General features: G+C 69.6%; 24 protein-coding genes and 1 riboswitch. Of the genes, 14 read left to right on the top strand and 10 right to left on the bottom strand.

Annotated elements, in window-relative coordinates:
- Positions 1 to 172: 172 nt before the first annotated feature.
- Together BM290_RS46655 and BM290_RS46650 are read left to right on the top strand one after the other, a co-directional pair.
- Positions 173 to 1,330 (top strand): FAD-dependent oxidoreductase, encoded by a 1,158-nt coding sequence (locus BM290_RS46655; protein WP_093622459.1) that lies wholly within the window; start codon positions 173 to 175, stop codon positions 1,328 to 1,330.
- A 5-nt stretch (positions 1,331 to 1,335) separates the two neighbouring features.
- Positions 1,336 to 1,896 (top strand): DUF6196 family protein, encoded by a 561-nt coding sequence (locus BM290_RS46650; protein ID WP_203779929.1) that lies wholly within the window; start codon positions 1,336 to 1,338, stop codon positions 1,894 to 1,896.
- 106 nt (positions 1,897 to 2,002) lie between these two features.
- Here BM290_RS46650 and BM290_RS46645 read toward each other — a convergent pair whose 3' ends face one another.
- Positions 2,003 to 2,374, bottom strand: a complete 372-nt coding sequence (locus BM290_RS46645; RefSeq protein WP_239144149.1) for a nuclear transport factor 2 family protein — start codon at positions 2,372 to 2,374, stop codon at positions 2,003 to 2,005.
- Positions 2,375 to 2,498: 124 nt separating this feature from the next.
- Between BM290_RS46645 and BM290_RS46640 the strand changes: the two genes are divergently transcribed.
- Together BM290_RS46640 and BM290_RS46635 are read left to right on the top strand one after the other, a co-directional pair.
- Positions 2,499 to 2,720 (top strand): hypothetical protein, encoded by a 222-nt coding sequence (locus BM290_RS46640; RefSeq protein WP_093622458.1) that lies wholly within the window; start codon positions 2,499 to 2,501, stop codon positions 2,718 to 2,720.
- 114 nt (positions 2,721 to 2,834) lie between these two features.
- Positions 2,835 to 4,253 (top strand): serine/threonine-protein kinase, encoded by a 1,419-nt coding sequence (locus BM290_RS46635; protein ID WP_143134228.1) that lies wholly within the window; start codon positions 2,835 to 2,837, stop codon positions 4,251 to 4,253.
- A 226-nt stretch (positions 4,254 to 4,479) separates the two neighbouring features.
- Here the strand turns inward: BM290_RS46635 and BM290_RS46630 are convergent, their stop codons facing one another.
- Positions 4,480 to 5,022, bottom strand: a complete 543-nt coding sequence (locus tag BM290_RS46630; protein ID WP_093622456.1) for a CGNR zinc finger domain-containing protein — start codon at positions 5,020 to 5,022, stop codon at positions 4,480 to 4,482.
- 69 nt (positions 5,023 to 5,091) lie between these two features.
- On the opposite strand from BM290_RS46630, the gene BM290_RS46625 reads away from it, so the two are divergent.
- Complete coding sequence (locus BM290_RS46625; RefSeq protein ID WP_244903965.1) at positions 5,092 to 6,135, top strand: EamA family transporter; 1,044 nt, start codon at positions 5,092 to 5,094, stop codon at positions 6,133 to 6,135.
- Positions 6,136 to 6,212: 77 nt separating this feature from the next.
- Positions 6,213 to 6,854, top strand: a complete 642-nt coding sequence (locus BM290_RS46620; RefSeq protein ID WP_093622454.1) for a sensor domain-containing protein — start codon at positions 6,213 to 6,215, stop codon at positions 6,852 to 6,854.
- Here BM290_RS46620 and BM290_RS46615 read toward each other — a convergent pair.
- The 3 genes from BM290_RS46615 to BM290_RS46605 are packed head-to-tail and all read right to left on the bottom strand — an operon-like array spanning position 6,778 to position 8,808.
- A complete protein-coding gene (locus BM290_RS46615; RefSeq protein ID WP_093622453.1) occupies positions 6,778 to 8,007 on the bottom strand; it encodes an RNA polymerase sigma factor in 1,230 nt (409 codons plus the stop codon). The two genes, BM290_RS46620 and BM290_RS46615, sit on opposite strands and share 77 nt — an antisense overlap.
- Positions 8,000 to 8,341 carry a YciI family protein gene (locus BM290_RS46610; RefSeq protein WP_093622452.1) on the bottom strand — a complete coding sequence of 114 codons (342 nt, stop codon included), beginning with the start codon at positions 8,339 to 8,341 and terminating at the stop codon, positions 8,000 to 8,002. Before BM290_RS46610 ends, BM290_RS46615 begins: the two co-directional genes overlap by 8 nt.
- Positions 8,338 to 8,808 (bottom strand): SRPBCC family protein, encoded by a 471-nt coding sequence (locus BM290_RS46605; protein ID WP_093622451.1) that lies wholly within the window; start codon positions 8,806 to 8,808, stop codon positions 8,338 to 8,340. The genes BM290_RS46610 and BM290_RS46605 overlap by 4 nt, the downstream gene beginning before the upstream one ends.
- Before the next feature lie 81 nt (positions 8,809 to 8,889).
- Here BM290_RS46605 and BM290_RS50510 point away from each other — a divergent pair, with 81 nt between their 5' ends.
- Complete coding sequence (locus BM290_RS50510; protein ID WP_239144147.1) at positions 8,890 to 9,987, top strand: GNAT family N-acetyltransferase; 1,098 nt, start codon at positions 8,890 to 8,892, stop codon at positions 9,985 to 9,987.
- A 280-nt stretch (positions 9,988 to 10,267) separates the two neighbouring features.
- A complete protein-coding gene (locus tag BM290_RS47970; RefSeq protein ID WP_143134227.1) occupies positions 10,268 to 10,507 on the top strand; it encodes a hypothetical protein in 240 nt (79 codons plus the stop codon).
- A gap of 29 nt (positions 10,508 to 10,536) precedes the next feature.
- Here the strand turns inward: BM290_RS47970 and BM290_RS46595 are convergent, their stop codons facing one another.
- The 4 genes from BM290_RS46595 to BM290_RS46580 form a co-directional block, all read right to left on the bottom strand.
- Positions 10,537 to 11,196 carry an MSMEG_1061 family FMN-dependent PPOX-type flavoprotein gene (locus BM290_RS46595; protein WP_093622450.1) on the bottom strand — a complete coding sequence of 220 codons (660 nt, stop codon included), beginning with the start codon at positions 11,194 to 11,196 and terminating at the stop codon, positions 10,537 to 10,539.
- Positions 11,197 to 11,257: 61 nt separating this feature from the next.
- Complete coding sequence (locus tag BM290_RS46590) at positions 11,258 to 11,743, bottom strand: cupin domain-containing protein (RefSeq protein ID WP_093622449.1); 486 nt, start codon at positions 11,741 to 11,743, stop codon at positions 11,258 to 11,260.
- A gap of 10 nt (positions 11,744 to 11,753) precedes the next feature.
- A complete protein-coding gene (locus BM290_RS46585; RefSeq protein ID WP_093622448.1) occupies positions 11,754 to 12,794 on the bottom strand; it encodes an NAD(P)-dependent alcohol dehydrogenase in 1,041 nt (346 codons plus the stop codon).
- Positions 12,795 to 12,798: 4 nt separating this feature from the next.
- Positions 12,799 to 13,425 carry a DUF4334 domain-containing protein gene (locus tag BM290_RS46580; protein WP_093622447.1) on the bottom strand — a complete coding sequence of 209 codons (627 nt, stop codon included), beginning with the start codon at positions 13,423 to 13,425 and terminating at the stop codon, positions 12,799 to 12,801.
- A gap of 79 nt (positions 13,426 to 13,504) precedes the next feature.
- Positions 13,505 to 13,723, top strand: a riboswitch (cobalamin riboswitch).
- A 111-nt stretch (positions 13,724 to 13,834) separates the two neighbouring features.
- Between BM290_RS46580 and BM290_RS46575 the strand changes: the two genes are divergently transcribed.
- Positions 13,835 to 16,219 carry a ribonucleoside-diphosphate reductase subunit alpha gene (locus BM290_RS46575; RefSeq protein WP_093622446.1) on the top strand — a complete coding sequence of 795 codons (2,385 nt, stop codon included), beginning with the start codon at positions 13,835 to 13,837 and terminating at the stop codon, positions 16,217 to 16,219.
- Between the two features lie 88 nt (positions 16,220 to 16,307).
- Positions 16,308 to 17,303, top strand: coding sequence for a ribonucleotide-diphosphate reductase subunit beta (locus BM290_RS46570; protein WP_093622445.1), 996 nt, complete (start codon positions 16,308 to 16,310; stop codon positions 17,301 to 17,303).
- A gap of 54 nt (positions 17,304 to 17,357) precedes the next feature.
- Here BM290_RS46570 and BM290_RS46565 read toward each other — a convergent pair whose 3' ends face one another.
- Positions 17,358 to 18,365 carry a hypothetical protein gene (locus BM290_RS46565; protein ID WP_093622444.1) on the bottom strand — a complete coding sequence of 336 codons (1,008 nt, stop codon included), beginning with the start codon at positions 18,363 to 18,365 and terminating at the stop codon, positions 17,358 to 17,360.
- Between the two features lie 93 nt (positions 18,366 to 18,458).
- On the opposite strand from BM290_RS46565, the gene BM290_RS46560 reads away from it, so the two are divergent.
- The 4 genes from BM290_RS46560 (at position 18,459) to BM290_RS46545 (ending at position 22,646) form a co-directional block, all read left to right on the top strand.
- Positions 18,459 to 19,070 (top strand): TetR/AcrR family transcriptional regulator, encoded by a 612-nt coding sequence (locus BM290_RS46560; RefSeq protein WP_093622443.1) that lies wholly within the window; start codon positions 18,459 to 18,461, stop codon positions 19,068 to 19,070.
- Positions 19,067 to 19,612 (top strand): hypothetical protein, encoded by a 546-nt coding sequence (locus BM290_RS46555; RefSeq protein WP_093622442.1) that lies wholly within the window; start codon positions 19,067 to 19,069, stop codon positions 19,610 to 19,612. The genes BM290_RS46560 and BM290_RS46555 overlap by 4 nt, the downstream gene beginning before the upstream one ends.
- Before the next feature lie 368 nt (positions 19,613 to 19,980).
- The gene (gene ligA / locus BM290_RS46550; RefSeq protein WP_093622441.1) at positions 19,981 to 22,020 is read left to right on the top strand and encodes an NAD-dependent DNA ligase LigA; all 2,040 of its coding nucleotides are present in this window, start codon (positions 19,981 to 19,983) and stop codon (positions 22,018 to 22,020) included.
- 389 nt (positions 22,021 to 22,409) lie between these two features.
- Positions 22,410 to 22,646 carry a hypothetical protein gene (locus BM290_RS46545; protein WP_093622440.1) on the top strand — a complete coding sequence of 79 codons (237 nt, stop codon included), beginning with the start codon at positions 22,410 to 22,412 and terminating at the stop codon, positions 22,644 to 22,646.
- Positions 22,647 to 23,385 lie beyond the last annotated feature (739 nt).

The following is a 23,385-nucleotide window of genomic DNA, read 5'->3' as shown; positions in this document are numbered from 1 at the left end:
CGCGCCCGGACATGCTTCACAAGTTAGCACGCTTGTTTGCCACCACTTCTGCGGGCAGTCTGAGGGTGGACGCCGAGTTCGCCTTGACGGCGAATGGGCTACCCCTGACCTGCTTCGCAGGAAATCCGCTTCCTCTCCGGCCTGAAGGCCGGAGTATCCACGGAGGAATCCGATGACGACATACGATGTGATCGTGGTGGGGGCGCGCGTCGCCGGGTCCCCGCTGGCCGCGCTGCTGGCCGGCCGCGGATACCGCACTCTGCTGGTGGACCGTGACACGTTCCCCAGTGACACGGTGTCGACCCACGTCCTGCACCCGCCGGGCGTCGCCGCGCTGCGCCGGTGGGGGGTCCTCGACCAGGTCGTCGCGACCGGCGTGCCGCCGATCCGGCGATACAGCACCGATTTCGGGCCGGTCACCGTCTCCGGTGCTCCGGGCACGCCCGACAACCCTCATGCGTACGCACCCCGCCGCATCCTGCTCGACAAGATCCTCCTGGACGCGGCCGCGGCCGCCGGCGCCGAGATCCGTGAGGGCTACTCGGTCGACGAGCTGCTGGTCGACGACGCCGGCCGGGTCACCGGCATCCGTGGTGTGGACGGGACGGTCGAGCATGCCCGCATCGTCGTCGGCGCCGACGGGCGCAACTCGGTGGTCGCGAAGGCGGTGGGCGCGCCCGCCTACGAGGACCGGCCGCCGCTGACCGTCGGCTACTACGCGTATTTCGCCAACCTGCCGATGGACGGGACGTTCGAGGCGTACAGCCGGCCCGGCCGCGGCTGGGCGGTGTGCCCCACCAACGACGACCTGACCATGGTGATCGGCGGGTGGCCGCACGCCGAGCTGGCCGAGCACCGCAACGACATCGACGGCACGTTCGCCGCGATGTTCGAGACGGCTCCGGACTGGGCGGAGCGGTTCCGGGACGCCAAGCAGGAGGCCCGCTGGGTCGGCGCGTCGGTGCACAACTACTTCCGTGTGCCGTACGGGCCGGGCTGGGCGCTCGTCGGCGACGCCGGCTACTCCCGCGACTACATCACCGCGCAGGGCATCACCGACGCGTTCCTCGACGCCGAGCTGCTCGCCGACGCCATCGCCGCCGACGACCTTCCCGGCTACCAGGCCCGCCGGGACGCCCGGGCGATGCCGTTCTACCAGATGACGCTCGGCATCGCTTCCCTCCAGCCGCCGGACGAGCAGATGGTCCAGCTGGTCGGCGCGATCGCTGGCGACCAGGAGAAGATGGACGCCTTCATCCGCCTCAACTCCGGTGTCACGTCGCCGGCCGAGTTCTTCGCCCCGGAAAATCTGGGCCGCCTCTTCGCCTGACCTCCGTGACCGGGCGTCCGGCCGTACCCCGTGGCCGGGCGTCCGGCCGTACCCGTGGCCGGACGCCGGGACATCGCCGCGCGCCGGATGTGGCGGACACGACTGTGCGGGCGCCGCCGTTCGTGCAGGATCAGCGGATGGTGAGCATCAGCCAGGAGTCGCCCGAGCAGACCTGGCAGCGGCTGCGCGGGGTCATCGCGGCCGCACGGCTGCGCACGTTCGACGGGGAGTGGTCGTTCTTCGAGGCGCCGCTGACCGACCCGCCGGCCCTGACGGCCGATCTGCTGGCGGTGGTCCGGGACGACGACCGCTGGTCCTGGCTGGCGCCCGCCGGGCCGTCCGCCGGCGAGCGCTTCGCGCTCTTCTCGTTCCACTTCCCGCCGGAGATGGACAACAGCGGGTTCGTGGGGTGGCTGGCCACGGAGCTCAAACGCCGATTGGGTACGGGCGTGTTCGTCGTCTGCGGCCAGAACAGCGACCGGGGCGGCATCTACGACTACTGGGGTTGCCCGGCAGAGCTGCGTGCCGAGGCCGCCGAGGTGCTGCGCGAGCTGCGCGCCGGGTAGCTTCCGGCACAGCTGGCCAGGCGGAGGCGAGCTGCGCCGGGTAGCGTCCGGCACAGCCGGCCGGGCGGAGGCGAGCTGCGCGCCGGGTAGCGCCCCGCCCGGGTCGTCAGGCGGGGGAGAGCTGGGCGGCGACGATGCGCCAGCCGGTGGACTCGTCGAACGCCCACGTGCGGGCGTAGCGGAGCCGGGCCAGGAAAGGCTCACCGTTGAAGGTGCCGGCCACCGCGCAGAGGGCGAACGTCGCCCCGGTCGAGCCGGCCACCACGACCTCGAGGTCCTCCTCGACGAGCGTGTCGATCGTCGAGCTGCCGGACCGGTACGCGTCGAGGTCGTCTTCCTTGCGGAACCGAGTGCCGTCCGGGCCGATCGCGACGAGGCGGTCGTCGAGCAGCGTGTCCAGCACGCTCACGTCGCCGTCACGCTGTGCCTGCTGCAGGCGGTGCTCGGCGTCGAGCAGCCCGGCCTCGGTAGCGCCCACCGTAGCCTCCGTTCGGTTGTTTCCGCTGGTCCGATGATGGCACCCTACCGCCCCGTACCCGCCGAAAATGATCAAGTAGGCTGCGCGCCCGGAAGATCCACTGTCGACGTTCCATGGAGGAAACGTGGCTGTCACCGCCGACCTGCAGAAGGTGCTGGACAAGGCGTACCAGGACAAGACCCTGGAAGAGATCCTGAACGCCCCGGTCGAGGCGCTGGCCGGTGTGAGCGAGTCCGGGGGCAAGCTGATCCGCGACGCCCTCGGCGTCAAGACCATCGGCGAGCTGGGCCGCAACAAGTACTTCCGGGCCGCCCAGGCTCTCGCCGCGCTGGCCGACGCCAGCTGATCACACCCCGGGGCAGGGTGGCGTCCCTGCCCCGGGCTGCCGGCTCCGGCCGGGTCCGGAAACAAGGCGCTCGCCGGATACCTGGTGCCGGTGGGTGGCCTCTAAGCTGTCGCGGTGCTTCAGGCCGGTGCGCGACTCGGGAACCGTTACCTCCTCCAGCAGCGCCTCGGCGCGGGCGGGATGGGGGAGGTGTGGCTGGCCGTCGACGAGGTGCTCCGGCGTACCGTCGCGGTCAAGGTCATGTTGCCCGCGGTCGCCGGCGACCCGGATTTCGCCAGGCGGTTCGAGTCGGAGGCCACCTCGATGGCCCGGGTCAACCATCCGGCCGTCGCCTCGATCCATGACTTCGGCCGTGACCAGGGGGTCCACTACCTGGTGATGGAGTTCGTCGACGGTGAGTCGCTGGCGCAGCGGCTGGCCCGGGAGGGGCGGATCGCGCCCGACGAGACGATGCGGCTGATCGAGCAGGCCGCCATCGGGCTGCAGGCGGTCCACGACGAGGGCCTCGTGCACCGCGACATCAAACCGGCGAATCTGCTGGTCCGCCGCAACGGGTCGGTGGTCCTCACCGATTTCGGCATCGCCCGGCACGAGGCGGCCAGCCGCCTCACGGTCTCCGGAGCCATTCTCGGTACGCCGACCTACCTCTCCCCGGAGCAGGTGCGCGGTGAGCCCGCCGGCGCCCTCAGCGATGTGTATTCGCTCGGCCTCGTCGCCTACGAGTGCCTGGCCGGGGAGAAGCCGTTCGTCGGTGACAACCCGTATGCGGTGGCGCTGCAGCGGCTGCAGGAGGGCCCGCGCACGATCAAGGTCACCCTGCCGGTGCCGGTCCAGGCGGCTGTCGAGCGGGCCCTGGCGATCGAGCCGAAGGACCGCTGGCCGTCGGCTGCCGCGTTCGGCGCCGCCGCCCGTGACTCGGTGCTCGGATCGGTGGCCGTACCCGCGTCCGTGTCCATGCCGTCGTCGCGGCCCGTGCCGTCGTCGCCGTCACCGAAGCGGCTGCCGGTGCTGCTCGCCGCCCTGTCCGTGGTGCTGCTCGCGGTCGTCGGCGTCCTGGCCTGGGGCCTGCTCTCGAAGGATGACAAGGGCGAGGCCACCATGCAGGTCCCCGCGACGTCCGCGACGGGTGGGAAGCAGGGCCAGGACTGGGAGCCGCAAGGTTTCGTGACGTGCGGTGACGCCTACTGTCCGGTGGACCCGATGTGCTGGGGCGGGCTGACCGCCAACAGCGGGATCGCGGTGGCGCCCCGCCCGGTGGACTGCGCCGAGCCGCACTACTGGGAGACGTTCCGGGCGGTGCCGATGCCGGCCGGTGGGGTGCGCATCGACGACGCGGATCCGCTGATCGAGCGGACCGGGCTCGCCGAGGCCTGTTCCGAGCAGGCGATGGCGTCGCGCAGCACCGAGCCGGCGAAGACCCGCAAATGGCGGCGGGACGTCTGGCCGATTCCGGTCGGCGCCGACACCACACTGCACTGTGTGGCGAGCGCACCGGGCGGCGAGTCGACCGGGGGCTACTTCCGCCAGCCGTGACCCGGTGTTTCACTGCCGGTTCGCCGTCGGCCCGGTGACCGCCGCCGTCGGGGTGGCCGCGATCCGCTGCGCGACCTGCCGGAGCGCGCCGGTCGCTCCGGCGAGCGCGTGACCGGTCCCGGGGGTTTGCCGGGACCACCGCATACACCCCGGCGGCCGCGTTGTCGGCCGGGACCGGGCGCCTGCGTCGCGGGGTAGGTTCGGGACCCGGCGTGGCCGTACCGAATCATTGTTTTTGTCTTGCCCGGAAGGCCGTCATGTTGACGCGATTGCCGCACCGGACCGAGCAGAAGCGTTTCGAGCCGTTGCGGGACAGATCGATGAACAGGCCGGCGCAGTCGTCGGCGTCGCAGACACGCAGGCGGCCGGTCTCGTCCATCCGGATCACGTCGATCAGGGCCATCGCGGCCTCGACGCGGATCCGCTCGGCCAGTGGCGCGTCCGGCTCGGTGGCGTGGATGTGCCAGTCGGAGCCGTCGTGGCGAGTGAGGTACGGCACGGCGTGCGCCTCGCGCAGCATCCGGTTGACCGCCTCGACGGCGTCGTCGCGATCCAGCGTCCACACCTCGCGCAACAGGTTCCGCGTCTCCCGGACGGCGTCCAGCTCGGCCTGGTCGCGGTCCTTGCGGCCGGAGTAGGCGACCAGCAGCGCATCGAGCTCGGTGAGGGTGGTGAGCTCGTCGGCGCCGGAGCGGGAGGCGCCTTCCGCGGTGTTGGCGAGGTCCACGACGAAGTGCAGCGCCTCCTCGGTGTCAGGGGCAAAAAGCAATTTGACTCCTTATCCTGGGCGGCCTAGCGTCAGGGGTGTAAGCAATTTAGCCCATCACTGGGGGTTGTCGTGAAATCGCCGCAGCTCGTCGGGCTGGCCGCCGCGGTCACCTCGGCCGCCACCTTCGCCACCTCCGGCGCGTTCATCAAACCGCTGCTCGAGGCCGGCTGGTCACCGGCCGCCGCGGTCACCGCCCGCGCGATCGTGGCCGGCCTCCTGCTGCTGCCGCTCGTGCTGTTCTCATTGCGCGGCCGGTGGGGCTCACTGTGGCGCGGCCGCTGGCGGATCGCCGGCATGGGCGTCATCGCTGTCGCGTTCACGCAGCTCACGTACTTCGCCGCGATCCGCCTCATCCCGGTGTCCACGGCCCTGCTCGTCGAATATCTGGCGCCGCTGCTGCTGGTCGTCTGGGTCGCCGTCACCACCCGGCGGGTGCCCCGGCCGATGGTGCTGCTCGGTTCGGTCCTCGCCATCGGCGGCCTGGTGCTGGTGATCGGGCCCGGCGCGCTCGGCGCCGTCGACCCGGCCGGGGTGGCGCTCGCGTTCGCCGCCGCCGTCGGATGCGCGGTCTACTTCGTGGTCGCCGCCCGGCCCGCCGACGGGCTGCCTCCCGTCGCGCTCGCCGGCGCCGGGCTGCTGCTCGGCGGCCTCACCCTCGGGCTGGCCGGCGTCGTCGGGATCGTTCCGATCCAGATGCGGTTCGGCACGGTTCCGCTGCTCGGGGCGGTCGTCCCGTGGTGGGTGCCGCTGCTGGTGGTGGCGTTCTTCGGGACCGCTGTGGCGTATGCGACCGGCATCTTCGGCTCCGGGCGGCTCGGGTCCCGGCTGGCGTCGTTCGTCGGGTTGCTGGAGGTCGTGTTCGCGTCGATCCTCGCCTGGATCGTGGTGGGGGAGCAGCTCACGCCGCTGCAGATGGCCGGCGGCGTGCTGATCCTCGCCGGCATCGCCGCCATCCCGGCCGAGCCTGCCGCCCCCGCGGCGCCGCTTTCGGAGCCGCCTGCCGATGAGCCTGCCGTCCCCGCGGCGCCGCTTTCGGAGCCGCCCGCCGACGAGCCTTCTCCGTCGGCGTCGGCTCCCGCGATGACCTGCGGAGATGTCCGTTCGGCCGGTTGAGGGTAGTGCCAGCACTACCCTCAACCCTAGGGGCCGCTGTATCCACAACGGACCTCGTGCTGCATAGCGTCGACAGCATGACGACGACGCAGCTCGAACCGGTTCTCACACCCGCCCCGGTCGCCCGTGTCCTGCCCCGGCTGGCCGCCGACACCCGCTATGTCCTGTCCGGCCTGCCTCTGGCGCTCGCCGCGACACTGGTCTGCGTCACCGCGCTGTCGGTCGGGCTCGGCCTGGCCGTCCTGTGGGTGGGCGTGCCGCTGAGCTTCTTCGCCCTGATGCAGGCCCGCGGCTTCGCCACCGCGGAGCGCGAGCGCATCGCGCCGATCCTGGAGCGGGAGATCCCCACCCCCTCCTACCGTTCGGCGACGGCCGCCACCCTCCCCGCGCGGCTGTTCGCGGTGCTCGCCGACGCGCAGACCTGGCGCGACCTGGCGCACGCCGGCCTGCGCTGGATCCCCAGCTCGATCTCCTTCACCGTGGTCGCGACCTGGTGCGCCGCCGTGCTCGGCGGCCTCAGCTGGGCCCTGTGGGGCTGGGCGCTGCCCCGCGACAACAACGAGCTGCCCGAGCTGCTCGGCTTCGGCGACGCCTACCTGACCAACGTCGCCTTCTACGGCCTCCTCGCGGTGGCGTTCATGGTCACCCTCCCGGCGGTGGCCCGGTGGGCGGCGCTGTTCGAGGCCCGGTTCGCTGAGCGGCTGCTAGCCGGTCGCTGAGCAGCCGCCGCTCCGCTTCGGTGGGCGCCAGGTCCAGCGCGCGACGCCAGCTGCCGGCCGCCTCGTCGTCGCGGCCGGCCCGTCGCAGCAGGTCGGCGCGGGTGGCGTGCAGCAGGTGATAGCCGTCCAGCCCGTCGATCGCGTCGACCAGGGCGAGCCCCGCCTCCGGCCCGGTGGCCATGGCGACGGCGACCGCCCGGTTGAGGTCCACCACGGGGCTCGGCGCGACCCGCCGCAAATGGTCGTAGAGTCCGGCGATCTGCGGCCAGTCCGTCTCGTCCACACCGCTCGCCGTCGCATGACACACCGCGATCGCCGCCTGCAGCTGAAACGCCCCGGCCCGGCCCCGGCGCAGCGCCCGCTCGCAGAGAGCGGCGCCCTCCTCGATCCGGGCCCGGTCCCATCGGCTCCGGTCCTGCCCGTCCAGCGGCAGCAGCGCCCCGTCGGCCCCGGTCCGGCCGGCCCGGCGCGCGTCCTGCACCAGCATCAGCGCGAGCAGCCCCAGCGCCTCCGGCTCGTCAGGCATCAGCTCCGCCAGGGTCCGCCCGATCCGGATCGCCTCCCGGCACAGCTCCCCGGAACCCGAGTATCCCTCGTTGAACAGCAGATACAGCACGTGCAGCACCGCCGACAGCCGCTCCGGCAACTGATGCCCGGGCGGCACACGGAACGGGATGCCCGCCTGCCTGATCCGCTGCTTGGCCCGGAAGAGCCGCTGCCCCATGGTCTTCTCCGGCACCAGGAAGGCCCGCGCGATCTCCGCGGTGCTCATCCCGGCGACCCCGCGCAGCGTCAGCGCCACCTGCGCCTCCACGTTGAGCGCCGGATGGCAGCAGGTGAACATGAGCTCCAGCCGGTCGTCGGGGATCTCCGAGTCGACAGTCCACGGCGCCGGCTCCATCGCCACCTCCCGTAGTTTCGCCCGCTCCACCACCGCCCGTCGCATCCGGTCGATCGCGGTGCGCCGGGCCACCGTGGTCAGCCAGGCCAGCGGCTGATCGGGTGCCCCGTCCACCGGCCACACCCGCAGCGCCGTCGCGAACGCCTCCTGGGCGCACTCCTCCGCGAGACTCCAGTCCCCGGTGAGCCGGATCATCGTGGCGACGATCCGGCTCCACCCGTCGGCGTAGACCGCGGCGATGTCGTTACTCATCACCCCAGGGCCAGACCGGCCGCAGCTCGATCGCGCCGGCCCACGCCATCGGATGTTTCGACGCCACCTCGATGGCCTGGTCCAGGTCCTCGCACTCGAGCACGTCGAAACCGGCGATCACGTCCTTCGTCTCGGTGAACGGCCCGTCGGTGACGAGCAACTCCCGGTTGCGCACCCGGACCGTGGTGGCCGCGCTCGCCGGCCGGGTCCGGTCGCCCATCAGGCGGATCCCCTTGCCGTCCATCTCGCCGGCCCAGTCGTCGACGTCCGGTTTCCCGTCGTCGTCGCCGGGCGTGAAGTCCGGATCCACACACACCAACATCAGATACTTCATCGTGCCACCCCCGTCATCGCCGTGATCGTCGTCATCATGTTGCTGCACAGTGTCGCCAACCGGCCGTCGATGGGCGCGCCCACCCGCGCGCCGGTCATCCCCGGTCCGTGCCGGAACGACTGCCGCACGATCGTGCTGCCCGGCGTCTCACCGTCGGAGAGGTCGTACCGCCACGACGACCCGGTGACGCCACTGTCGTCGAGCACGTCCCAGGCGAACGTCCCCGGCTCGCGCGCCTCGGTGACGACGCAGGTCACCGTGCTCTCGAAGCCGTTCGGGAACCGGTTCGTCCCGAGGAACCGAGCACCCTCGGCCGGACCCGGGGTCTCGGCGCACCAGCGGCCGCCGGTCGCCTCGGGACTCCACTCGCCGACCCGTTCCACAGCGGTCACCAGCTCCCACACCTGCTCGCGGGGCAGCGGCACCACCAGCGCGACCGCCACGCCCGTACCCGTGATCAGGTCCATGATCCTTGCTCCTCTCACCTCGGACACCGGCATGACGAACGGGCCCCCACGGTTTCTACCGAACTCCCTAAACTTTTTCGGATGACCACGGTGACCGTGCGGCCGATGACCGCGAGCGAGTACGAGGCATGGCAGCACGACCTCGCCACCGAGTACGCCGAGGACCAGGTTGCGGCCGGTAACTGGCCGGCCGCCGGCGCCTACGAGCGGGCTCGCGAGGAGAACGCGGCACGGCTGCCGCAGGGCGCCGCAACCGACGGCATGCTGACCCTGATCGGCACTGTCGACGGCGAGCGGGTCGGGCGATTGTGGATCGGCCTTGCCCACCCTCGTGCCGTTCCGGACTGCGCTTTCCTCTACGACATCGAGGTGTCCGCCGAGCATCGGGGCCGTGGCCTGGGCCGGGCGCTGCTGGCCGCGGGCGAGGAGGCGGCCCGCGAGCGAGGGGCGCACGCGTTGGAACTCAACGTCTTCGGCGCCAACCCGGCCGCCGCCGACCTCTACCGCACCTCCGGCTACCAGGTGATCACCCAGCACATGCGCAAGGACCTGCGGCGTACGGCCACACGGTTCACGCCGTCGCACGCCTACGAGCGGGCCGCGTTCGCCGGCGACCCGGGCGAACTGGCCGCGGCCGACCGCCGGCTGACCGTCCAGGAGGCGGAGACCTGCCTGAACCGCGCGAAGCTGGCGCACGCCCGCTACCTGACCGGAACCGGCGACCACGACGAGGAGCTGCCGCTGCTGGACCGGGCGGTGACCCTGTTCCGCCGCGCCACCGACGCGACCGGCGAGGCCGAGGCGCTCGCCTGGACCGGCATCTACCATCAGGTGGTCCGCCGGGACGACACCGCCGCGGTGCCCTACCTGCGCCGTGCGGCCGAGCACGGTGACCCGCTGACCAGGTCGTTCGCGCTGCGTCACCTCGGGGTGGCCGAGCATCGGGCGGGCAATCTGACGGCCGCCCGCGAACTGCTGGAGGAGTCGACGGCGCTGCGCCGCGAGCACGGGTTCCCGGCCGGCGTGGCGGCGAACCTGGTGGGGCTGATCTACATCGCTGCTGCCGAGGGGCGCGATGCCACCGGCATGGTCGCCGAGGCGCGTGCGCTGGCGACGGAGGCGGGCGCGACGACCATCCTGGCTGAGGTCGCCGAGGCGGCCCAGGCCGCGATTCCCTGAAACGGATCCCGAACGGTACGGCTGTCGTGCCCCTGATCCAGAAGGTGCTCATGACGGGCTCCGGCGCCACAAAGGTCCAACGTTGACGTTCCCGCCCCGGACGTCGTTATCAGTGTTGACGACCTTCGAGCCGTTATGGCAGTCACGTGCTCATGTTGACGTTGGGGTCAATGTTGATCGGGTCGTGTTGGCGCTGGGATCAACGTTGACCGGTTCGTGTTGACGTTGGGGTCAATGTTGACCGGCTGATGTTGACGTTGGGGTCAACGTTGGCCGGCTGATGTTGACGTTGGGATCAACATTGATCGGCTCAACATTGACGTTTGCGGTCAATGTTGACGGGCTCAACGTTGATGTCGGCGGCGTTGATGCGTGGCCGCGTCGTTCGGGCGGGTTGACGGCATCAATTCGCTACGTCACGGACTTGGTGATGGACCAGACGATCCGGTTGCCGTCAGTAGAGCGTCGGTCGAGCAGCGTCCAGACACCGGCCGTCGACCAGGACGATCGTGTCGGGTGAGGCCGGCGGGCGGAGCGGAACGGTGCGCGTCACTCGTAGCGGTACTTCAGCGCGTCCGCCTCCGTCTGCTCGATGTCGGCGATCGTCAGGTCCGGCATTCGCAGCTGGGCCAGCGTCACCTCGGCCGAGGTGGGCTGGGCGTCGGCGGCCAGCCACTCCTCCGGTTTCCACACGTTGCCGCGCAGCAGTGACTTGGGGCAGTGCGGGTAGACCTCGTCGATCCCGACGACCAGGGCACTCGCCGGCGGTTTGCCCACGGCGGTCAGCTGCGACAGCAGGTCGGGACGGGTGGAGACGCAGGCGCGCCCGTTGATCCGGAGCGTCGTGGTGCGGCCCGGAATGATGAACAGCAGCCCGGCCCGGCCGGTCGCGATGACGTTCTGCAGGGTGTCGAGGCGCTTGTTGCCGGTCGCGTCGGGGATCGCCACGGTCCGAGAGTCGAGCACCGAGACGAAGCCGACGGGGCCGCCGCGCGGGGAGACGTCACAGTTGCCGGCGGCGTCGAAGCTGGCGATCAGGACCAGCGACGAGCAGGCGATCAGCTGGCGGGTCTGCTCGGTGAGTTCGGTCATCTGCTTACGCACGGCCGCTTCCCCGGGCAGCGGGTAGATCTGGCGCAACGCCTCCTGGTCGGTCACGGCGTCGAGGCGCAGCGAGTCGAAGACACTGGTGCCGATAGCTGACGTCATGCTCCGACCCTAGTGGACCGGCGGCCGGCCCGGGCTCCCGTGAAGGGAGCCCGGCAACCGTTCAGTCCAGCCAGATGTTGTCGTGCTTGGAGTAGAACTCGATGCGTTCCTGCTCGGTCATCTCGCCGACGTGCGCAACGCCCTCGAAATAGCTCTCGCGGGGCGCGCCGGGGGAGAAGTGCAGCAGCATCGACACGGGCGCGCCGGACCGGTTCTTGAATCCGTGGATCCCGCCGATCGGCACGTGCACCCAGTCACCGGGTTCCGCTTCGATCCACTTCTCGCCGTTGTAGATGTTCATCACACCGGACAGGATGTAGAACGACTCGCTGATCGTCCGGTGGAAATGCGGGTTGGGGCCGGTGACGCCGGGTCCGCACTCCCATCGGTAGAGGCCGAAGAGCCCACCTGTGGAAGCGCCTGTGGCCAGGTGGTGGATCCGGGTGCCGTTGTCCGGGTAGATGTACTCGGGCGGCGTGTCCGCGGGCCGGTAGAGGGCGCTCTTCTCCCCGGTGACCCCGTGATACCGCGGTGGTGGATAAGTCATGGATCAATGTCTACCCGAAAGTCAGGACCGGTTTGACGACCTTTCCGGAGGCGGCGTCCCGGGCGGCGGATTCGATGTCCTCGAACGGGTACTCGGTGATCAGTCTCTCCACCGGCAGCCGGCCGAGCCGGTGCAGGTCGACGAGTTGCGGCAGGAACGTGGCGGGGGACGCGTCGCCCTCGATCACACCGCGGATGCGCAGGCCGTTGTACATCACGGTCCTGATGTCGAACTCGGCTTTCCCGCCGAGGCCGACCAGCGCGAGGGTGCCGCGCCGGCGCAGCAGGCCGAGGGCCTGGGCGATCACGTCGGGGCGGCCGGTGGTGTCGATGGCGTGGTGGGCGGCCTTCGGCTCGGTGCCGGTGGCGCCCAGTTCGGCGGCCAGCTCACGGCGGGCGGCGATCGGGTCGACGGCGATCACCTCGCAGCCCAGCGAGACGGCGGCCATCACGGCGGACAGGCCGACACTGCCGGAGCCGAAAACGACAACCGTGTCGCCGGGGGAGGGGCGCAACACGTTGAGGACGGTTCCAGCGCCGGTCTGGACACTGCAACCGAGCGGCGCGGCTACCGTGGGTGACAGGGTGGCGGGTACCCGTACCACGTTGCTCTGATAGGCGAGCAGATGGGTCGCAAAGCTGGACTGGCCGAAGAAGTTGCCGAAGACCTTGGTTTCGCCGCTGGTCAGCGGCGTGCTGCCGTCGGCACGGGTGCCGCGCATGTTGAGGTCGCTGAGCAGGCAGTACGCCGGATGGCCGCTCCGGCAGAGTTCGCAGAGTCCGCAGCTGCGATAACTGACCGCAACCATGTCGCCGACGGTGACCGTGGTGACGCCGCCGCCGACGGCCTCGACGACGCCGGCGCCCTCGTGACCGAAGACCATCGGGGAGATCCGGGCCGGCCAGCGCTGCCGCATGCTGAGGTCGGTGTGGCAGATGCCGGCCGCGGTGACCCGGATCAGCACCTCGTCGGCGCGCGGCGCTTCCAGTTCGAGGTCACGAAGGGTGAACGGCCCGCCGGCCGTTTCGACGAGAGCCGCCCGGATGCGCACCGGCTCACTCAGTTTCCGAGTGGGAACGACCGAGGGCTTCCGTGCGCGGACGGTCGAGGATTTCTGTGCGCGGACGGGCGAGGGCTTCTGTGCGCGGACGGTCGAGGATTTCCGTGCGCGAACGACCGAGGGCTTCGGGGTGGGAAGGATTGGCGGTTTCCGGCCGGGACAGCTCGAGAACGAAGTAGTAGTGCCGGCCGTCGTCGAGGACGCCTTTGCCGTTCATGACGCCGAGCAACGAGTGGTCGTCGATGCGTTTGAAGTGGTCGAGGATCGGCTGTCCGTCGTAGACCATGGTGGCGGTGGGCTCGCCGCGGAACTCGACGGTCCACAGGCTCGCGCCGCCTTTGGCTCGTTCGGTGTCGTCGAAGAGGTTGCCGTTGTCGTCGCGGCAGACCAGCGGGGCGACGTCGGTGCGGGAGGTGAAGCGTTTGCCGTGCCAGCGGATCTTCGGCAGGTAGCCCTCGAAGCGGTGGCCGCTGACGAATTCGCTGCCCCGCCAGGAGCCGAGGATGTCGTCGGGCGTGACGGCCGGTAGGGCTGCCCAGAGGTCGTCGAGTTCGTCGATGGTGGTCTTGCCGCCGGCGGCGCGGATCTCGGCGATGCGGGTGCGAGCGGTTGCGGCGTCCATGAGCCACCCCTCTTATTGACGTGCCGCCAATATAAACGACACGCCATGTGGTGTCGACGGTCGCCGAGAGTGGCCATATATAGTGCCTCTCGCAGCTGGTTCGGCCAGGCCACATCGGCCTGTCCGAGGCAAGAGGGAACCCGGTGCAAATCCGGGACTGCCCCGCAGCGGTAACTGGGAACGACAACCGTCACAGAAGCACTGGGCTCGCACGAGCCTGGGAAGCGACGGCCGGTAGGAGACCTCGCGAGAGGTCGCGCCCACGAGTCCGAAGACCTGCCAGCGCGCCGCATGCCACCGTGGTGTGCGGCGGTCGAAGGCCGCGTGGGACGGCCGACGCCACAGTGTCCCCGCCTGCCCGGGGATCGATGGTGTCTGCTCCTGCGCGCCCCGCTCGCGAGGAGAGGGCATGACACTCACGCCGCACCAGACGGCCGTGCCGGAACAACGCCGGCACGTGATGCAGGTCCGCAAGAGAAACGGCGACCTGGAGCCGGTCGACGTCAACAAGATCGTTCGCGCGGTGGAGTTGTGGGTCGCCGACCTCGACGAGGTGGACCCGCTGCGGGTGGCGACCCGGACCATCAGCGGTCTGTACGACGGAGCCACCACCGCTGAGCTGGACAAGCTCTCCATCCAGACGGCTGCCGAGCTGATCGGTGAGGAGCCGCAGTACTCGAAGCTCGCGGCCCGGCTGCTGGCCGCCTATGTCGACAAGGAGGTGCGCGGGCAGGGGGTCGCGAGCTTCAGCCAGTCGATCCGGTACGCGTACGACGAGGGCCTGATCGGTGACGAGACGGCCGCGTTCGTGGCCCGCAACGCGCGCAAGCTCGACGCCGCCGTCGACCTCTCCGGCGACCTGCGGTTCGAGTACTTCGGACTGCGCACCGTCGCGGACCGGTATCTGCTGCGCCACCCGACGTCGCGCCTGGTCGTGGAGACCCCGCAGTACTGGCTGCTGCGTGTCGCATGCGGCCTGTCCCGGGACGCGCGCGAGGCGATCGGCTTCTACCGGCTGATGTCGTCGCTGGCGTATCTGCCCAGCTCACCGACCCTGTTCAACTCCGGCACCCGGCACACGCAGATGTCGTCGTGTTTCCTCGTCGACTCGCCGCGGGACGAGCTCGACTCCATCTACGAGCGCTACCACCAGGTCGCGAAACTGTCGAAGTTCTCCGGCGGCATCGGCATCGCCTGGTCACGGATCCGTGGCCGGGGTGCGCTCATCCGCGGCACGAACGGGAAGTCCAACGGCATCGTCCCGTTCCTGAAGACGCTCGACGCCGGCGTGGCGGCGGTCAACCAGGGCGGCCGGCGCAAGGGCGCGGCCTGTGTCTACCTGGAGCCGTGGCATCCGGACATCGAGGAGTTCCTCGAACTGCGCGACAACACCGGCGAGGAGTCCCGGCGCACCCACAACCTCAACCTGGCCAACTGGATCCCGGACGAGTTCATGCGCCGGGTCGAGGCCGATGAGGACTGGTCGCTGATCGACCCGTCGGATGCTCCGGAGCTGCCCGACCTGTTCGGTGACGCGTTCACCGAGGCGTACCGGGTGGCGGAGAAGAAGGCGATCAAGACCGTCAAGGCCCGCGACCTGTACGGCCGGATGATGCGCACACTCGCACAGACCGGCAACGGGTGGATGACGTTCAAGGACCGGTCGAACGCGTTGTCCAACCAGACCGCCGAGCCGGGCAACGTGATCCACCTGTCGAACCTGTGCACCGAGATCCTCGAAGTCAACAATGACGACGAGACGGCTGTATGCAACCTTGGGTCGATCAATATTGACGCGCACGTAAATGTTGATGGTGTTGACTGGATCAAGCTGAGGGAGACGGTCCGGACCGCGGTCGTCTACCTGGACCGGGTCATCGACATCAACTACTACCCGTCGCATCAGGCCGCGGCGTCCAATCCACGCTGGCGTCCGGTCGGTCTCGGGTTGATGGGCCTGCAGGACGCGTTCTTCACCTTGCGACTGCCGTTCGACTCGGCCGAGGCCCGTGCGTTGTCGACCCGGGTGCAGGAGGAGATCCTCCTGACCGCCCTGGAGACGTCGGTTTCTCTCGCCGAACAGTTCGGGCCGCATCCGGCGTACTCCGAGACCCGGGCCGCCCGCGGCGAACTGCATCCGGACCTGTGGGGCGCCGCGGTGTCCCAGACCGAACGATGGGACGCTCTCCGGGCTGCCGTCGCCGAGCACGGACTGCGCAATTCGCTGCTGATCGCGATCGCGCCGACAGCGACGATCGCCTCCATCGCGGGCGTCTACGAATGCATCGAGCCGCAGGTCTCCAACCTTTTCAAACGGGAGACGATGTCCGGTGAGTTCCTGCAGATCAATACCTATCTGGTACGGGAACTGAAGTCCCGGGGCCTGTGGACGCCGGAGATCCGCGAGCAGATCAAGCGGGCCGAGGGATCCGTCCAGGGCATCGCCGAACTCCCGGACGCCGTGAAGGAACTGTTCCGCACCGCGTGGGAACTGCCGCAGCGCGCCCTGATCGACCTGGCCGCCGCCCGTGCCCCGTTCATCGACCAGTCCCAGTCGCTGAATCTCTTCCTGGCCGCGCCGACCATCAACAAGTTGTCGTCGATGTACCTCTACGCCTGGAAATCCGGCCTGAAGACGACCTACTACCTGCGCTCGCGCCCGGCGACGCGCATTCAGCAGGCGACCGTCGCGGTGGCCCCGACGGCGGTCGCGCCGGTCTCCCTGATCCCGGCGCTGACCGAAGCCGAACTCTGCTCCTTGGAAAACCCCGAATCATGTGAGGCCTGCCAATGAACCTTTTTCAACCTGGCATCGAGCCAGACCTCACCGTTTGTCGGCAGGCGCGGGCGTTCCAGCCCTCGCCACGTTGAAAAAGGTTCAAATGCTGCTCGACCCCGGAATGGATCTGACCCTGCGGCCGATGAAGTACCCGCACTTCTTCGACCGGTTCAAGGACGCCATCAAGAACACCTGGACCGTGGAGGAGGTCGACCTGCACTCCGACCTCGCCGACCTGGCGCGCCTCTCGCCCGCCGAACAGCACCTGGTGTCACGGCTGGTCGCGTTCTTCGCCACCGGCGACACCATCGTCGCGAACAACCTGGTGCTCAACCTCTACCAGCACGTCAACTCGCCGGAGGGCCGGCTCTACCTGTCGCGGCAGCTGTTCGAGGAGGCCGTGCACGTTCAGTTCTATCTGAACCTGCTCGACACCTATGTGCCCGATCCGGGCGAGCGGTCGGCCGCCTTCGCGGCGGTCGACAACATTCCGTCGATCGCCCGTAAAGCCGAGTTCTGCTTCAAGTGGATCGACTCGGTCTTCGACCTGCGCAAGCTGGAGACAAAGGAACACCGGCGGGCGTTCCTGCTCAACGTGATCTGTTTCGCCGCGTGCATCGAGGGGCTGTTCTTCTACGGCGCTTTCGCGTACGTCTACTTCCTGCGGTCGCGGGGTGTCCTGCAGGGGCTGGCGTCCGGCACCAACTGGGTGTTCCGTGACGAGAGCATGCACATGGCGTTCGCTTTCGACGTCGTCGACCAGGTGCGGGCCGAGGAGCCGGATCTGTTCGACGCCGGAATGGAACAGCAGGTCCGCGACATGCTCGCCGAAGCGGTGGAATGCGAGGTGCAGTTCGCCGAGGACCTGCTCGAACAGGGCGTCAGCGGGCTGTCCCTGGCCGACATGCGCGAATACCTGCAGCATGTCGCGGATCGGCGGCTCATGGCGCTCGGCATCGAGCCCGTCTACGGCAGCAGGAACCCGTTCGCGTTCATGGAGCTGCAGGACGTCCAGGAATTGTCCAACTTCTTCGAACGGCGCGTTTCGGCGTACCAGGTAGGGGTCTCCGGAAGCGTCACGTTCGACGACGATTTCTGAGACCTCGAGCGGCCGCCCTCCGGTTTCGAAGGCGGCCGCTCGCGGGTGCGCCGGTCAGACCGTCGCGGTCTCCCGCGTGGCCGGCTCGGCGGCAACCGGAGCCGGCCGGCGGCCGGAACGCAGGGCGCTCGCCAGGCAGAGCAGGGCGCCGAGGACGAGCCAGCCGGACAGGACGACGACCGGACGGGTCGCGGCGACGCCGTCGAAAAAGGCTGTCGAGCGCAGCAGCGACCCACCGGCGCCGGGCGGCAGCAGTTGGCCGAGCTCGCCGGACCAGCCCGGCAGCATCTGCGGGGCGGAGGAGACCCCGGAGAGCGGGTTGCCGACCAGCATCATCGTCGCCGCGCCGAGGCCCAGGCCGGCGACACCGAGCAGTGACTCCAGGCCGAGCAGGGTGAGCGCGGTGGCGCCGATGCTCAGCGCGATCCCGCCCGCGTTGGCGAGGTAGTCGCCGTTCAGCGAGCCCAGCCAGAACTGCAGGATCGCGGCCATCGCCAGCCCGCCGGTGATCGCGAAGGCCAGCGCGCCGGCGACCCGCTGAGCGGTGCCGCGCAGACGTGCGGTGAGCAGGGCGGCGGCCATGATCCCGCCGATCACCAGGGGCAGCGCTCCGGCTGCCAGCCCGGCGCCGCGCGGGTCGTCGGCCGGCAGCGGCACCAGGTCGCGGGCGGCGACGGCGGGGGTCTCGCCCTGGGCCAGGCCCGCGGCGAGGGTGGTCAGGGTCTGCGCGACCGGGGCGCTCGCCGCGGACGCCGTCACGACCTGCGGCTTCCCGCTGCTCAGATCGATGGCGCCATACGCCTCCCGGTCGAGGATCAGCTGCTCGGCGGCCGCCGTGCTGTCCACCGCGGTGATCTCGAAGGCGCCGGGGAGACGCTTTTCCAGAGCAACGGCCACCTGTTGTACGGCAGGAGCGGGCCCGGCCACGGCGATCGGGACGTCGTGGACCGTGGACCGGACGGCCGGCCAGGCGAACGCGGTGAGCAGCACGCTGATGATGACCGTGAGCAGCCCGACCGTCGCGGCGACCTGCGGCCAGGACGACGGTTTGTCGCTGGTCATGTCGACTCCTTCAAGAGAACGGTTGTTCGTTTTTCAGGCTCCACGCGCTGCTCGGGTTTGTCAAGAACGATCGTTCGTTTTAGCTTGGGGTGCATGCCACGCGTCACCGAGTCACACCGCGCCGAACGCCGCGCCGAGATCCTCGCGGCCGCCGCCCGGCTCTTCGCCGACAACGGTTTCCACGCCACCTCGATGGCCGGGATCATCGCCGAGTCAGGGCTGTCCGCGGGCGCCGTCTACCGCTATTTCCGCAGCAAGGAGGAGCTGATCGGGGCCGTCGCCGAGTTCGTCATGTCGACCGCTGACCAGGTCTTCGAGCAGCTGCTGGCCGAGGAGGCGACACCGTCGCCGGGCGATGTGACGAGCGCCATGGTCGAGGGCGTCGCGGGACGGCTGATCCACGACCCCGTCATCGGCGCCGACATGACGCGTCTGGCCGTACAGATATGGTCTGAGGCTCTGCGTAATCCGGACGTGCTCGCCCGCGTCTCCCACGTCGTGGTCCGTCTGCGAGGACACTGCGCCGAAGTGGCGCGGCGCTGGCAGGACGCCGGCAACCTGCCCGCCGACGTGGCGCCCGACCAGGTCGGTGCGGCCATGCTCAGCCTCGTGCAAGGCTACATCCTGCAGCGGCTTCTCCTGCCGGAGACCGACGCGTCCTACTATGTGGCCGGGGTCCGCGCACTGCTATCGGGGAAGACGTGAAACCGGTCTGGTTGCTCGACGTCGACGGCGTGATCAACGCCTTCCGCGCCGGGTGGTGGCACACCCGGCCCTGCATCGTGCAGGTCTGGTCCGCCACCGACGCCTATGACTACCGGATCCGGTACGAGCCACGCCTCGTCGAAGCCGTCCGCGCCGTCCACCACCAGGGGCTCGCCGAGGTGACCTGGTGCACCACCTGGTGCAGCGACGCGGAGGCGCTCGAAGAGGCCCTCGGGCTGCCGGAGTTGCCCCGGGCGTTCACCGCGCCGGTCAAAGGTGCGGACGCCTGCACGGCCAAGATCGAGGCCGCCCGGCGGGTCGTCGCGTCCGGCCGGCCTCTCGTCTGGACCGATGACGTCGAGGTGGGGCACCACGCCGGCGAATGCGCCGACTGGACAGCGGCGGGGAAGGCGCTGACCATCGCGCCGGACGAGAGCCGGGGGCTGAGGCCGGGGCAGGTGCGGCGGATCCTGGCCTTCCTCACCGGGGAGCCGGCGCCACCGTTTCGAGCAGGTGGCCGAGCCCCGCGCCATGTCGCTTGATGGCCTGGCGGCGGCTTCTGCGTGGTCCGTTTTGAGTAGGTGGCCGTTCTCCGTGCCATGTCCCTTGATGGCCTGGCGACGGTTTCTGCGTGGTCCGTTTTGAGTAGGTGACCGTCCTCCGCGCGACGTCGCTTGATGGCCTGGCGACGGCTTCTGCATGGTTCGTTTCGAGTAGGCGGCTGTCCTCCGCGCCACGTCCCTTGAGTGCCCGGCGACTGCTTCTGCGCGGTCCGTTTCGAGCTGGAGGCCGACCGGCGTGGCATGTCGACTGACGGCCCGGCGACCGGCCGACGGTCTTCTGCGCGGTCCGTGGCGCGGTGAAGCTGAAGCGGCGAAATTTTGTCGGACCCTGGCCGTACCCTTCGGGCATGGTCAATCGTTTGACGGAAAACGCCGGTTCCTCGTCCTCCGCGGGCGGTTCCGCCGCGGCTTTCCCGGACCGTGGTGACTTCGACGAGGCTGTCGAGGTGGCGCGAGGCGCCGCACGAGCGTATTACGACACCGGCGACGCGGTGATGACCGACGCCGAGTATGACGAGCTGGCCGACCGGATCGCGGCGTCGGTGGCCGAGCACCCCGAGTGGGACGATCAGGGCGTCACCACCGCAGTGGCCGCGGGGGCCTCTGCGGGCGGCGACGTGCGACACCCGACGGCCATGCTCTCCCTCGACAAGATCAAGACGCCGGAGGAGGTGGCGGCGTTCGTCGCCACCCTCGGCGGTGACGGCTGCCTGGTCGAGGTGAAACTCGACGGTCTCGCGATCCGTGCCGAGTATGCGGACGGCAAGCTCCAGCTCGCGGCGCTGCGCGGCGACGGCGCCACCGGCGAGGACGTGACCTCTCAGGTGCGGCGCGGCATCGCCGGGCTGCCGGCCGAGCTGGCGGTGGCGTGGACCGGTGAGGTGCGCGGCGAGGTCTACATGACCGTCGACGACTTCGAGGCGGCGTCCGCCAACCGGGTCGCCGCGGGCGGCAAGGCGTTCGTCAACTCGCGCGGGGCCGTCGCCGGGGCGATCCGCAGCATCGACCGGTCCTACGAGGCGCCGATGACGTTCGCCGCCTACGAGATCACCGGCGACGGCGTCGACCCGGCCGGCACCCACCTGGGGCGGATGGACCGTGCCGAGGAGCTCGGCTTCCCCGCGGCCTGCCGGCTGATCCCCGAGGTGGCCGGCGAGTGCCTCACGGCCGAGCAGGTCAACGCGGCGATCGAGGTGATCGGCGGGCAGCGGGCCGGCCTGGTTTTCCCGATCGACGGCGCGGTCATCAAGGCCAACGCCGAGTCCACCCGCCGCCGGCTCGGGCTCGCCAGCCGGACACCGTATTGGGCGGTCGCCTTCAAATATCCGCCGGACACCGCGTCCACCTACCTGCGTGACATCGAGGTCCGGGTCGGGCGGACCGGCCGGATCAGCCTGCGCGCCATCATCGACCCGGTCGTCGTCGGCGGCACCACCGTCACCAAGGCCACCCTGCACAACCCGCAATGGGTCGCCGAGCAGGGCCTCGCGATCGGGCAGAAGGTCGCGGTGTGGCGCGCCGGCGACGTCATCCCGCGAGTGACCTCACCGATCGGCGACCAGCCGCACGGCCTCACCCCGTGGGTGGCGCCCGACGTGTGCCCGCAGTGCGGCGAGGCGTGGGACAAGTCGAGCCTGCTCTGGCGCTGCCACACGGCTTCCTGCGCCGCGGCGAACGCGCTCGCCTACTGGTGCAGCCGGGAAGCCCTCGACGTCGACGGCGCCGGCGACTCGTTCTGCGACGCGGTGATCGAGGCCGGGCTGGCTCGCACCGTCGCCGACCTTTATGCGCTGACCGTCGACGACATCGCCGAACTGCCGGTCGGCAAGACGGTCGCCGGGGGCACGGTGATGCTGGGCCGGTCCAACGCCGAGCGGATCATCGCCGGGCTCGAGGCCAGCAAGCAGCAGCCGTTCAACCGGGTCGTCACCGGCCTCGGCATCCGGATGACCGGCCGGAGCGTCGGCCGCTGGCTGGCCGCCAGATTCAAGTCGATGACGGCGCTGCGTGCTGCCTCGGTCGAGGAGATCGCCGAGATCGACAAGATGGGCCTGATCAAGGCGCAGCACGTGGTCGACGGCCTGGCCGCGATGGGCGACGTGATCGATCGGCTCGCCGAGTCCGGCCTGACCATGGAGGTCGTCGACGACGGCGGGGCGAAACCGCTGGCCGGGCAGACCTATGTGGTGTCGGGGTCGGTGCCCGGCTACACCCGCACCACGGTGAGCGAGCGGATCGAAGCCCTCGGCGGGTCCGCCAGCAGCAGCGTGTCGGCCAAGACGACCGCTCTGGTGACCTCGGAGACCACGACCAGCAAGGCGAAGAAGGCGGCCCAGCTGGGCATTCCGGTGATCGATCCGGAGGAGTTCGCTCGTATGCTCGCCTGATCGGTCACCGGTGCCGGTGTTCGTGACTTTCGTCTGTCGGGGTTTTTCAGAGGCCGTTCTTCATGGGGCGGTCTTCCCTGGACCATTCTCTGGGTCGTTCGCCGTGGGTCGTTCGCCGTGGGTCGTTCGCTATAGGCCGCTCGCCGTGGGTCGTTCGCCGTGGGTCGTTCGCCGTGGGTCGTTCGCTATAGGCCGCTCGCCGTGGGTCGCTCGCCATGGGGCGCTCGCCGTGGGCCGTTTCGGCGGCGTTCTTTCGTGCCGGTCGGTAGTTCGTTCCTCGGGTCCCTTGTCGACTCGTGCGTGGCGGCATCTGGCCGGTCACGCATGGTATTCGTTCGTCGTGGGTAGACAGAGGGTGTCAAGGAACTGCCGCCGGGGAGGAGCCCGAGATGTCGTACACCACCAGCCGCCAGAACGTTACCGCCGCCCGTATCTGCACGATCATCGCCTTCGTCTTCGCGGGTCTGGCCGTGCTGTTCTGGCCGTTCATGTTCGGCCTGGTCGCGATTATTCTCGGCCTGGTCGGTGGGTTCCTCGGTGACCGGCCGCTCGGCTTCTACGCGGCTGCCGCCGGTGCTGCCGGCGCTGTGCTGGGGATCGTGCTGGCGGCCGCCATTCTCGGCTGACGCCGCACTTCGCGATCTTCCTTGAAGGATTTCACCCCGATCCGTGCGAACCTTCACAAGCGTTTCGTTCCACTTCGTGATCTCTTGGGATTTCGTCTCGCCTCATGACTGTTCTCAGGCTATGAGACCCACTCCATGATCGTTTCGGAGCCGGTGCTGCGGCACGCTTTGTGCCAGCGTCGGCTTCGTCGATGGTGATCGTCACGAAGCGGCCTCACCGTCTGCTCTCGCTAATAATGGTTCCGCAATCCGGGCGGTTTGTGGAGTAGGGCTACGGTCTCCACCGTTTGGGGTTGATCGGCGCGCTCTGTTTCAGGGTTGCTTCAGCCTCTTTCGTAGTTGCATCAGCCTCTGCCGCCAGCCGCTGTGCGGTGGCGCTGGCCTCTTTGCTGTGCTGCTGGCCTCTTGCTGTGCCGTTTGCCTTCTTGCTGTGTCGCTGGCCTCTTTGCCTTGGTGCCGGTTGTCGAAGGCGCCCGAGAACTGAACCCTTTCTGGACACGAGCTCCAAAAGGGGCCATTTGTCGGGCGTCCCTGACACCGGCGCCTTCACGGTGCCGCCAGCTCCACCGCAGTGGTGCCGGTCCCCTTCCCCGTGTTACTGGCTCCCTTGCGGTGCCGCCGGTCCCTTCGCCGTGGTGGCGCTCCGGAACCTGTCAAGTCAACTGAGACAGTTTCTTGATTTTGTTTAGCTTTGTGCTGATGGAAGGCTCGCCGCTGCCGCGGCGGTGACCTCTTCGGG

Origin of the sequence: Actinoplanes philippinensis, assembly GCF_900113015.1 — a bacterium.
Taxonomy (GTDB): domain Bacteria; phylum Actinomycetota; class Actinomycetes; order Mycobacteriales; family Micromonosporaceae; genus Actinoplanes; species Actinoplanes philippinensis.
Note: the sequence above shows the minus strand (reverse complement) of the source record. Positions and strands in the feature narration are given on the sequence as shown.